The 10,972-nt window shown below is 73.7% G+C and carries 9 protein-coding genes; 4 read left to right on the top strand and 5 right to left on the bottom strand.

Features of this window, described 5'->3' with window-relative positions; all coding sequences use genetic code 11:
• Positions 1 to 383: 383 nt before the first annotated feature.
• Both ACTIDRAF_RS0206420 and ACTIDRAF_RS0206425 read right to left on the bottom strand, forming a co-directional pair.
• The gene (locus ACTIDRAF_RS0206420; RefSeq protein ID WP_026065834.1) at positions 384 to 1,634 is read right to left on the bottom strand and encodes a geranylgeranyl reductase family protein; all 1,251 of its coding nucleotides are present in this window, start codon (positions 1,632 to 1,634) and stop codon (positions 384 to 386) included.
• A 228-nt stretch (positions 1,635 to 1,862) separates the two neighbouring features.
• On the bottom strand, positions 1,863 to 2,552 hold the full coding sequence (locus ACTIDRAF_RS0206425) for a demethylmenaquinone methyltransferase (protein WP_211215280.1): 690 nt from the start codon (positions 2,550 to 2,552) through the stop codon (positions 1,863 to 1,865).
• A gap of 905 nt (positions 2,553 to 3,457) precedes the next feature.
• Between ACTIDRAF_RS0206425 and ACTIDRAF_RS27555 the strand changes: the two genes are divergently transcribed.
• The 3 genes from ACTIDRAF_RS27555 to ACTIDRAF_RS0206440 all read left to right on the top strand — a co-directional run bounded on the left by ACTIDRAF_RS27555 (position 3,458) and on the right by ACTIDRAF_RS0206440 (position 6,565).
• On the top strand, positions 3,458 to 4,633 hold the full coding sequence (locus tag ACTIDRAF_RS27555) for an alpha/beta hydrolase family protein (protein WP_016697897.1): 1,176 nt from the start codon (positions 3,458 to 3,460) through the stop codon (positions 4,631 to 4,633).
• 114 nt (positions 4,634 to 4,747) lie between these two features.
• A complete protein-coding gene (locus ACTIDRAF_RS31830; protein WP_157162888.1) occupies positions 4,748 to 5,986 on the top strand; it encodes a helix-turn-helix domain-containing protein in 1,239 nt (412 codons plus the stop codon).
• 87 nt (positions 5,987 to 6,073) lie between these two features.
• A complete protein-coding gene (locus ACTIDRAF_RS0206440; protein ID WP_016697899.1) occupies positions 6,074 to 6,565 on the top strand; it encodes a hypothetical protein in 492 nt (163 codons plus the stop codon).
• Positions 6,566 to 6,579: 14 nt separating this feature from the next.
• Here the strand turns inward: ACTIDRAF_RS0206440 and ACTIDRAF_RS27565 are convergent, their stop codons facing one another.
• From ACTIDRAF_RS27565 to menB, 3 genes are all read right to left on the bottom strand, one after another.
• The gene (locus ACTIDRAF_RS27565; protein WP_083886132.1) at positions 6,580 to 7,056 is read right to left on the bottom strand and encodes a DUF3592 domain-containing protein; all 477 of its coding nucleotides are present in this window, start codon (positions 7,054 to 7,056) and stop codon (positions 6,580 to 6,582) included.
• Between the two features lie 85 nt (positions 7,057 to 7,141).
• The gene (gene menD / locus ACTIDRAF_RS0206450; protein ID WP_016697901.1) at positions 7,142 to 8,899 is read right to left on the bottom strand and encodes a 2-succinyl-5-enolpyruvyl-6-hydroxy-3-cyclohexene-1-carboxylic-acid synthase; all 1,758 of its coding nucleotides are present in this window, start codon (positions 8,897 to 8,899) and stop codon (positions 7,142 to 7,144) included.
• Positions 8,896 to 9,765: a 1,4-dihydroxy-2-naphthoyl-CoA synthase gene (menB, locus tag ACTIDRAF_RS0206455; protein WP_016697902.1), complete on the bottom strand. Its 870-nt coding sequence runs from the start codon at positions 9,763 to 9,765 to the stop codon at positions 8,896 to 8,898. The genes menD and menB overlap by 4 nt, the downstream gene beginning before the upstream one ends.
• A 231-nt stretch (positions 9,766 to 9,996) precedes the next feature.
• On the opposite strand from menB, the gene ACTIDRAF_RS0206460 reads away from it, so the two are divergent.
• On the top strand, positions 9,997 to 10,972 hold a 976-nt coding region (locus ACTIDRAF_RS0206460), incomplete at its 3' end, for an AMP-binding protein (protein WP_016697903.1).

Here is a 10,972-nt window from a genome sequence, read left to right on the forward strand (position 1 = left end):
GGCCGCTGCTCCCGGCCCGGGTGGCAGCAGGCGGCCCCGGGAGGGGGGCGCCGGCCCTCCGACTCCTTTGATCAGCAGAAACGGACTTGGTGCCCCGGAGAGGGAGCGGCACCGACCGGCACGGTCCCGCGTCCGCCGGCCGGAGGAGTCGGGACCGGTTCCGGCCAGCACGGTGTGTGACCGGAATGCGCGTCGACCGAGGTCGGGGCTCCAGAGGCAGGTCGGACTGTGTTCTCCGCGACACTCGTGGGCCGGCGTGGTCTCCGCACGCCCGCGCTGGGCCGAACGGAGCAGGGGGTGGAAGCCGGGACCGGCCTCCCGGGGGCGCCGGGAGGCCGGTCCGGTCGAGGGACCTGGCGTCGGTGCCGGCCCCGGCGGCCGGGTCAGGCGCTGGGGCTCATCCGGACCGCCGCGGTGATCATGCGGTCGAAGGCGTCGCCGTCCTTCGGGTCGTACAGGCCGGCGAGCAGCTTGAGGACCAGGCGCATCAGCGTCTCGATCGGCAGGCCGTACTTCGTGGCGGTACGCATGATCACGGGGTTCCCGATCAGCTTGCTGAAGATGTTGCCGAGGCGGTAGTAGCCGCCCAGCTGCTGCCGCAGCGCCACGGGGTAGCGGGAGAGGGCGTGCTCACGGGAGGCCGGCGTGGGCCGGGAGAGCGCGTGGACGACGCAGTCGGCGGCGAGTTTCGCGGACTGCATGGCGTAGGCGATGCCCTCACCGTTGAAGGGGTTGACCATGCCCCCGGCGTCGCCCACGAGCAGCAGGCCGTCGCGGTAGTGGGGCACCCGGTTGAAACCCATCGGGAGGGCGGCGCCCCCCACCTTGCCCACCGCGTTGTCCTCCCGGAAACCCCACTCCTCCGGTGTGCCGTCGAGCCAGGAGCGCATGAGCGCCCGGTAGTCGGTGCGGCCGTAGGCCTTCGACGTGGACAGGATGCCCAGTCCGGCGTTGACCGTGCCGTCCCCCATCCCGAACAGCCACCCGTAGCCGGGCAGCAGCCGCGGGTTCGCCGGGTCGCTGCGGTCCCACAGCTCCAGGTGGGACTCGAGGTAGTCGTCGGTGGTGCGGGGGCTGGTGTAGTAGCGGCGCACGGCGACGCCCATCGGCCGGTCGTCGCGCTTCTCCAAGCCCACCGAGAGCGCGAGCCGGGCCGAGACACCGTCGCAGGCGACGGTCAGGGGAGCGCGGTAGCTGACCTCGGCGCGTTCCTTCCCCACCCGGGCGGCGACGCCGACCACCCGCCCGGTGCGGTCGTCGGTGATCGCCGACACCACCGTGGTGGCCTGGTTCAGCCGGGCTCCCGCCGCCTGGGCGTGCCTGGCCAGCATGTCGTCGAAGTCCTGCCTCGGGCGCACGACGCCGTAGGGCGGGTAGCTGGCCAGCTCCGGCCAGGCGAGTTCCATCCGCACGCCGCCACCCACGACGCGGAGGCCCCGGTTGTGCAGCCACCCCGCCTCCTCGCGGGTGTCGACCCCGAGGTCGATGAGCTCCTTGACGCCGCGCGGCGTGAGGCCGTCGCCGCACACCTTCTCCCTGGGGAAGGTGCTCTTCTCCAGCACCAGCACGTCGAGGCCCGCCCTGGCCAGGTGGGTCGCGACGGCGGAGCCCGCCGGACCAGCCCCGACGACGATGACGTCGGCGTCCTCCTCCGGCCGACGTCGGAGCGGGACCGTCCCCGCTGCGGCCTCGGCTGGGGGCCCGGTGGTCTCGCGGCTGTGAGGCTGCTCGGTCACGACTCGCTCCTTGTGAATCAATTCACTAACTGGGACCCGAGTCTAGGTCAATGCCTTGTGCGGCTACGTACCGAGCCCGACCCCGGGCGCAGGGCCCGTCGGGACGCGCGAGCGGTCCCCGCTACCTCAGGAGGAGCGGACCGCCCGGTGCAGGGCCACCGCGCCGCCGACGCTGTTGCGCCAGGCCACGTCGTCCCAGCCGGCCTCGGCCACCCGCTCCGCGAGCGCCCGCTGGTCCGGCCAGTCCCGGATGGACTCCGACAGGTAGACGTAGGCGTCGGGGTTGGAGGACACCAGGCGGGCGATCCTCGGCAGTGCCCGCACCAGGTAGTTCTGGTAGACCACGCGGAACGGACGCCAGGTGGGCGTGGAGAACTCGCAGATCACCAGCCGTCCTCCTGGGCGGACGACCCTGGCCAGCTCCCGCAGCGCCTGGTCGGTGTCGGCCACGTTGCGCAGGCCGAACGAGATGGTCGCTCCGTCGAAGGCCGCGTCGGCGAAGGGGAGGTTCAGGGCGTCGGCCGCGACCATGGGCAGCCGGCGGAACCGGCCGCGGCCCAGCATCCCGAGGGAGAAGTCGGCGGCCACGGTGAACGCACCCGACCTGGCCAGTTCGGCGGTCGAGACGCCGGTGCCGGCGGCGAGGTCCAGGATGCGTTCGCCCGGGCGGGGGTCCAGGGCGCGGACCATCAGGTTCCGCCAGCGCCGGTCCATGCCGAACGCGAGGACCGTGTTGGTCCGGTCGTAGTGCTGAGCGACGCCGTCGAACATCTCGGCGACGTCTCGCGGTTGCTTGTCCAGTCCTGCCCTCGGCACGAGGACAGGGTACGTGCCACCCCGCTCCGCCGGACACGGTCGGTGACATCCCGGTCGTGCGAGCTCCCGGTCGAGGAGCGGACGGGGGCGGGCGGACGATTCCCCCGCGATTCCCCCTTTTCCCCCCACCATTTCCCGCACGAGCGGGACACCGCCACCGGTCCTCCTTTTCCGGAACGGACCCGGGAGCGTCCCGACCCGTTTTCGGGACTCCGGGGAAATCGGTTCCCGACATATCCCACCCATCGGAATGGTTTCTCCGGTCACGGTTCTCCCGAGAAAGGTGGAACGGCGCGCCGGCGCACGGGTCGGATGCCCCCGAGAATCGGGAGATTCCGCCCCTCCGCTGTGCGCGCGTTCGGGGCGGCGGGAGCGGAACCGGGCGCCGGGCCATGGTCATCCCCTTCTCGCGGCGCACCGGCCTCCGCCCCGGCGGCCGCTCGACCTGCCCCGACTCCTGCCAGGGCTGGCCCGGTCCAGGCCGAGGACCGGCCCGGCCACCCCACCGAGGGGCGCGGGTGGCCGGGCACCAAGGAATTGACGGCGCGACACCGTGACGGAAAACCGGGGCCCGAACCGGGGCAACCATTCGGCCTCCGAAACGTCCACCGCCGCCAACCGAGGCGGCGCCCACGGTGTGGGACGCACCACAGGAGTAGCCAGCGGTCCGCCGGTTTCGCGACTCGAACGACAAATCTTCACGAAAGCGTCACACGACGCAGTGTGATTCCACCTACATGACCGATATCACGCGACTGCCCGCGCAACCCTTCCCCGAGCCGGGAGTCGGTGCGGGGTCACGGCCGCCCGCCCCGCAGCGGTCAACCCCTGCCGCTCCCCCAGAAAATGTGATATCTCTTTAATTGGTGGCGGACCAGCCGCGACACGACGACAGGAGGAAGGGCGTGCCCGGATCATCCACGGCCCGGCGACACCGCGTCGGGGTCAGCCAGCGCCGTCCCAGCGCCGGGTTCCCGCGAGCGGTGGCGGGCCGCCGAGCGCTCGCGGCACTCCTCGCCGTGGCCACCGGTCTGGTGCCCGCGACAACCGCCCAGGCGAGCGAGAGCACGTCGACCGGCCGGACCGGGGCCATCGGCCCCGACCAGTCCGTCACCGTCGAGGCCGGGGACGGGACGGCCCTGCACGGAAGCCTCCGGCTCCCCGAGGACCCGGACCGACCGGGGCCGGCCGCGCTGCTGATCCCCGGCAGCGGACCCACCGACCGCGACGGGAACCAGCCGGGCCTGGAACCGAACACGCTGCTGTCCGTGGCCGACACCCTGTCCGACAGCGGGGTGGCCACCTTGCGGTACGACAAGGTCGGGAGCGGTGAGACCGGGGTGGACCCCGAACTCGACCCGGCCTCGGTCGAGTTCGACCTGTTCGTCGACCACGCCGCCGACGCCCTCCGCTTCCTCGCCGACCAGCCTGGCGTCGACCCCGACCGGCTCATGGTGGTCGGCCACAGCGAAGGGAGCCTGATCGCGCTGGTGCTGGCCAACCGCGAGGACGGCGGCGCGCCCGCCGTGTCCTCGCTCGCACTGCTCGCCCCCGCCAGCCTGCCGTACTTCACGACCCTCCAGGTCCAGCTGCGTGAGCAGATCCCGCTGTGGCCCGAACGGGGCCTGATCCCCGAATCGCGGGTGGAGCCGCTGCTCAACGCCGTCGACCCCACCGTCGAGGCGGTCCGCGAGACGGGCGAGATCCCGGCGTGGATGCCCGCCGAGTTCTACTACCTCGGGATCTTCCACCCGAGCAGCCTCCGCTTCCTCGTCACCGCCGACCGGCACGACCCCCGGGAACTGGCCGGGGAGGTCACCTCGGACGTCCCCGTGCTGTTGGCCTGCGCCGGATCCGACATCCAGATCCCCTGCTCCATGGTCGACGAGGTCCGGGACGCGCTGGACCACCGGCCGGCAGGCGTCCTCCGGTACACCCGGGTGCCCCAGGTCAACCACGTCCTCAAGGAGGTCGGGCACCACGGCTCGGACGGCTCCGAGTACGGGGACCCGCTGCCGTTCTCCCGACGGCTCCGCGCCGAGCTCTCGGTGTTCTCCCTGCGCCACCTCTGGCTGGGCTGACCCTGCCCGGAGCCGGGCGGACCACCCTCGCGAGCAGCTCCTTCACCCACTCGCGGGAGGTGGCCCGGCCTAGACTGGGAGTCGTCCACGGCGGACGACCCGGGGGTGGCGGAGATGGACGAGAGCGCCGACCCGGTCCAGATCGGACACCGCCTGCGCAGGACCCGTCGCCGTCGAGGGCTCACCCAGGAAGCCGTCGCCAAGCGGGCCGGCATCAGCAGGCCCTACCTGGCGCTGCTGGAATCGGGCCACCGCCGGTTCGACCGGAGAGGTCTGCTCGCCGCCCTCGCCTCGGCGCTGTCCTGTTCGACCGTGGACCTCACCGGCGAACCCCGCCCTCCCGCCGACCCCTCCGGCGCGGCGGCGCTGTCACTCGTCCCGGCCATCACCGCGGCCCTCTACGGTTGCGACCTCGACGACGCGCCCGCCCAGGCCACCCGCCCGGTCGCCGAACTGGTGGCCGCGGCGCACCGCGCCAACAGGCTCCGGGACGCCGCCCGCTACGGGGCGGCGGCGGCCGGCCTGGCGGCGTTGCTCACCGAACTGCACGTCGTCGCCGCGCACGGGCGGGACGGGGAAAGGCGGCAGGCGCTGCGGGGCCTCGCGCTGGCCTGCTACGTCGTCTTCAGCCTGACCAGGAACCTCGGGCACCCCGAACTCGCCGGTGAGGCCGCCCGCCGCTGCTACCGGGCGGCCCGACGTCTGGAGGAACCCGCCTACCTCGCCTTCGCGGCCTGGCAGTACGGCACCGCGCTCGAACGGCTCGGCGCGCACCGACGGGTGCGGGCCTTGTTCGAGCGGACCGTGGACGAGGTCGCGGCCCAGGCCGACCCGACGGCCGAGGACACGAGCACCGCGCAGGCGTACGGGATGGTGCACCTGGCGGCGGGACTGCACCAGGCCAGGACCGGTGGCACCGGGGCCGACCACCTGGCGGAGGCGACCGCCCTGGCCGCGCGCACCGGCGAGGGCGGGTTCCTCCGCCTGCACTGGGGGCCGACGAACGTGGCGCTCTGGCGGCTGGCCACCGAGGCGGAGGCTGGCGACGGGCCGGCCGCCGCCGAGCGGTTCCGGCGGTCGGGGGTCGACGCCGGCGCTCTCGGCTCCCCCGAACGCCTCGGCGCGCACCACCTGGACCAGGCGCTGGCCTGGGGACAGGCCGGCGGCTCCCGGGACGGCGACGCCGTCCGCAGCCTCCGGGTGGCCGAGCAGGTCGCACCCACCCGGACCCGGCACGACCCGCGGGCCCGCGAACTGCTCGACGACCTGCTCGCCCGGGCGCCCCGCACCAGCGCGGAGCTGACCTGCCTCCGGGCCAGGTTCCAGTACCCCACCGAGCGTGACCAGCTGTAACACCGGATGTGACAACGTCCCGTACAGTGCGGCGACCGGCGACGCCGGTCCCGTCATCGACCACGCTCACCAGTCGGGGGACTTGTCATGAGCGAGAACAGCACCACTCGTCCGCACCGCGCACGACCGGACCACGGGCCCGGGCTGCCCTTCGTGTTGGAGTCGCGGGACGTGCTACGCGGCTACCCGGTGCGCTGCCGGGTGGCGCCCGACGCGGCGCGACGCGTCGTGTTCGTCTCCGTCTCGGCATGGCCGGAGTCCGGGGACCGGCAGGTGGAGCTGGCGCTGGACCACGGGCAGGCCCGTTTCGCCGCCGGGCGGTTGCGCAGTCGGACGGACGGGTGCGCGGTGGCCGCCCACCACGGCGTGGTCGCCGCGGCACTGTCGATCAGCACGAACCGGTGGCGCCACGCCCCGGTGACCGTGCTCGACGTGGTGGTCACCGGAAACCCGATGACCGTCGTACTGGCGGACTCCCGGGTGGACGAGTTGGCCGAGGCACTGCGGCTGGCCGCCGACCACCTGCTCCCCCACCGGCCTCGACGGGTCGAGCCGACCTCGCTGGCCGCGACGGGCTGAGCGGCACCGGCCGGTCAGCCGGCGGCGACCGCCGACCGCACCGGACGCCGCAGCCACCAGATCAGCAGGCACAGGACGACCCACAGCCCGGTCACCACTCCCACCACGGGCACCACCCCGAGCCCGAACCCGCGCCCGGCGACCCGGACGAGGTCCGGGTTCTCCTGGTCGTACTCGACCCGGACGAGGTTCCCGCGTTCCAGGCCGTCCGGGTAGAGCACCCCGGTGGCCGGGCTGTGCACGGCGCCGTCACCGGCGTGGTAGCGCACGAGGGTGCGGAAACCGGACACGGAGAGCACCTCCGCCGTGGTCTCCCCCAGGTTCTGGTCGATGTTCCGGTCGTTGCTCCATGCTCCGAGGAGCAGCAGCGAACCCAGCAGGGTGCCGAGCAGGCCGGTCACCGCCAGACCGACCACCGACCACCTGCGAGGTCGGGACAACCTGCCCCACCCCGCTCGCCGGGGTGCGTCACGCTTCTCGGGCTCGGGCACGGCAGCGAAGTCTAGTCGGCCACACCGCCGCCCGGCCGGACGCGTCGGCCCCCGGAGCACGTCCCCGGGGGCCAGGTCCTGACCCTCACGCTCCGGAGAGCGCGTGGCGCACGGCTGCCCGGAGCCGGTCGTGGAGGTCGCGGAGCCTGCCCCGGTCGACCCGCACCTCCACCACCTGGAGCCCGTCCACCGCCGCCAGCGCGGCCACGAACTCCTCGCGGTCGCGCACCCTGACGTACGGGACGCCGTACCCGGCGCAGAGGGCACCCAGGTCGGCGCCGTGCGGGGTCCCGAACACCCGCTCGAAACCGTGCCGGGAGCCGGGTTCCCCCTGTTCGAGCAGTTCGAAGATCCCGCCGCCGTCGTCGTTGACGACCACCAGGGTCAGGTCGGGTCGCCGCTCGGCCGGCCCGATCAGCAGGCCGTTGATGTCGTGGAGGAAGGTCAGGTCCCCCAGCAGGGCGTAGCCGCGCGGCGGGCCGTCATGCCGGGTCGCCGCTCCGAGCACCACGCCGGCGGCCGTGGAGACCGCGCCGTCGATCCCGGCGAGCCCCCGGTTGGCGAGGGTGAGCGGGCGTTCCCCACCTCCCGCGACGAGGTCCACGTCCCGGATCGGGTTCGAGGAGCCGAGGAAGACGACCGACTCGGGCCCCGCCGCGTCCACCAGATCCCTGGCCACGTGCAGGCCGGTCGGCCACTCCTCGGCCGCCAGGAATCCCGTGACGGCGGCCGCGGTCGCGGCTCCCGCGTCCCGCCAGGCCGCGAACCATTCGGGATCGGCCTGCGAGACGAGTGCGTGGCCGGCGGGGCCGTCCAGATCGGTGTCGTCCAGCCCGGGGCAGACCCGTCGCGCCACGTACTGGGGGTCCGGCCAGTTCTCCGGGTCCGCCACCATGTGGACCGTGCCGGCGGCGCGCAGCAACCGCTGGACGCCCCGGCTGAGGGTTGGCCGGCCGACGACGAGCACCGCATCCGGCCTGAGCCGCTCCGGCAGCTCGCCGGAGTTCAGCAGCAGCATGCCGTGCCCGACCAGTGTGGGAGCCATCCCCGCGTTGGCGGACGGTTCCGCGACCAGGGGCCAGTTCACCCGTTTCGCGAGGGCCGCGACCCCGTCGAGGACCGCCACCGGGCCCTCCCCCGCGACGACCAGGGTCCGGGGGGAGAGCCCGGCCAACGCCGCGCCCCCACCCGCGCCGTGCGCGCTCTGGGGGCCCAGCGTCACCGTCCACGCGCCGCCGTCCGGTCTCCCGGCCAACGACTCCGGCCATTCGGGCTGGTCCCGCTCCGGTCGGTGCGGGACCAGCGGCTCCCGGAACGGGATGTTGAGGTGCGCCGGGCCCCCCGCGTGCAGGGGCACCACGGCGCGGCACAGCAGGCTGCGCCACACGGCGTTCTGCCCGGCCCGGCGTTCGGCCGGGGGGAAGGACGTCGTGCTGACCAGCGGCCCGAACAGGCCGTGTTGCATGGTCGTCTGGTTCGCCCCGGTGCCCAGGAGCTCCGGCGGCCGGTCCGCGGTCACGACGAGCAGCGGCTCGCCGGCGTGGTGCGCCTCCATCATCGCCGGCTGCATGTTGCCGGCCGCGGTTCCGGAGGTGCACACCACGGCCGCGAAGCCCGTGCGGGTGTGGCGGGCGTTCAACCCCTTGCTGATGCCCAGCGCGAGGAAGGCCGCTGAGCGTTCGTCCACCCGCACGTGCAGCGCGACACGCCCCGCCTCGGCCGCGTCGTGCAGCGCGTAGGCCAGCGGGGCGTTCCTGGAGCCAGGGCACAGCACGACGTGCCGCATCCCGTTGCGGATCAGCTCGTCGACGATGACCTCGGCCTGGGCCGTCGAGGGGTTCATGGACGTTTGGGGAACCGGCCGAAGTCGGGCTTGCGCTTCTCGCGGTAGGCGTCGCGGCCCTCCTGGGCCTCCTCCGTCATGTAGAAGAGCAGCGTGGAGTCGCCGGCGAGCTGCTGGACACCGGCCAGGCCGTCGTCGGCCGCGTTGTGGGAGGCCTTGAGCATCCGCAACGCCAGCGGGGAGTGCTGGAGCATCCGCCTCGCCCAGTCGACGGTCTCGCGTTCGAGGTCGACCAGCGGTACGACCGTGTTGACCAGCCCCATGTCGAGGGCCTCCTGGGCCCCGTACTGGCGGCACAGGTACCAGATCTCGCGGGACTTCTTCTGCCCGACGATCCTGGCCAGCAGCCCGGAGCCGTAACCGCCGTCGAAGGAGCCGACCTGGGGGCCGGTCTGGCCGAAGCGGGCGTTGTCGGCGGCGATGGTGAGATCGCAGACGATGTGCAGCACGTGCCCACCGCCGATGGCGTACCCGGCCACCATCGCGATCACCGGCTTGGGCAGGCGGCGGATCTGGACCTGGAGGTCGAGCACGTTGAGCCGCCCGATGCCCCGGCGGGCCACCTCGTCGTCACCGAGGTAGCCGTCGTCGCCGCGGATGCGCTGGTCTCCTCCGGAGCAGAACGCCAGATCGCCCTGACCGGTGAGGATGATGACCCCCACCTCGTCGTCGTCCCTGGCCCGGTTGAACGCGTCCGACAGCTCGAAGAGCGTCTGCGGCCGGAACGCGTTGCGGACCCGGGGGCGGTTGATGGTGATCTTCGCGATGCCCTCGGCGGTCTCGTAACGGATGTCCTGGTAGTCACCGAGCTGCTGCCACTCGCATGCCAGCTCGATCGAGGAGTGTGCGGGATCGGTCGACGTCACCCGCTCAGGCTAACTATTCCCACAGCGGCCCCACACCACGGCGTTGCCCTGAACCGGTCACTCGTAGCGACCGGCGCTGTGCGGTCACCGCCGACGGGGTGCCGTTCCCGCCGCGTCCGGGTCGGGGTGCGGCAGCCGCGTGACCGGCGTCTCACCGGTCCGAGGGCGGCGACGCCGCTCCCCGGGGCTACCGTCGCCGCGTCGGACACCGGATGGGCGAGGATCGGGCAGATGGACACGAACGAGGGGACCGACCGTCGGCGGCTGGTCGTGGTGCGGGGCGCTGACCGGGCTGACGCGGTGCCGGCGCTGCTCGCCGAGCTGGAACGGGCGTTGGCTGGGCGCAGCGCCGTGTTGCCGCTCCCGACCGGGCCGGCGCCGGAGGTGGCGCGCCTGACCGAGGCGCTGCTGCCGTCGGAGCCGGCGGAGGACGACACGGCGTTGGTCGTTCCCACCTCGGGGTCGACCGGCCTCCCCAAGGGCGTTCGGCTCACCGCGTCCGCGTTGCGGAGTTCGGCCGAGGCCACGCACGCGCGGTTGGGCGGCGGGGGGACGTGGTTGCTCGCCCTGCCCGCCACGCACATCGCCGGGGTCCAGGTGCTGGTGCGTTCCCTGCTCTCCTCGTCCGAGCCGGTGGTCCTCGCCGGCCGGGCCGGGTTCCGCCCCGTGGAGTTCGCCGAGGCCGCCGGGCGGGCGCTCGCCAGGGCCGGCCGCCACTACACCGCGCTGGTGCCCACCCAGCTCAGCCGGGTGCTGTCCGAGGGCGGGGAGGCGGCGGACGCGCTCGCCCGGTTCGACGCGGTGCTGCTCGGCGGCGCCGCCTGCCCGCCCGCGTTGCTGGCCAGGGCCAGGGCGGCGGGGGTCCGGGTGGTCACCACCTACGGGATGAGCGAGACGGCGGGCGGCTGCGTCTACGACGGCCGCCCGCTCGACGGCGTGCGGTTCCGCCTCGCCGACGAACCCGGCGCGTCGCCCTCCGACATCGTGACCACCGGAGGGGCCGGTGTCGTCGAGCTGGCCGGCCCGGTGTTGGCCGCCGGCTACCGCCTGGCCCCCGGTCCCACCGCGACAGCCTTCCGGGACGGGTGGTTCCGCACGGGGGACCTCGGCCGCCGGACCGAGGAGGGAGCGCTGGAGATCATCGGCCGCCACGACGACCTCATCAACACCGGTGGGTTGAAGATCGCCCCGGTGCTGGTCGAGCGCG

The organism is Actinoalloteichus spitiensis RMV-1378, assembly GCF_000239155.1.
GTDB classification, from domain to species: domain Bacteria; phylum Actinomycetota; class Actinomycetes; order Mycobacteriales; family Pseudonocardiaceae; genus Actinoalloteichus_B; species Actinoalloteichus_B spitiensis.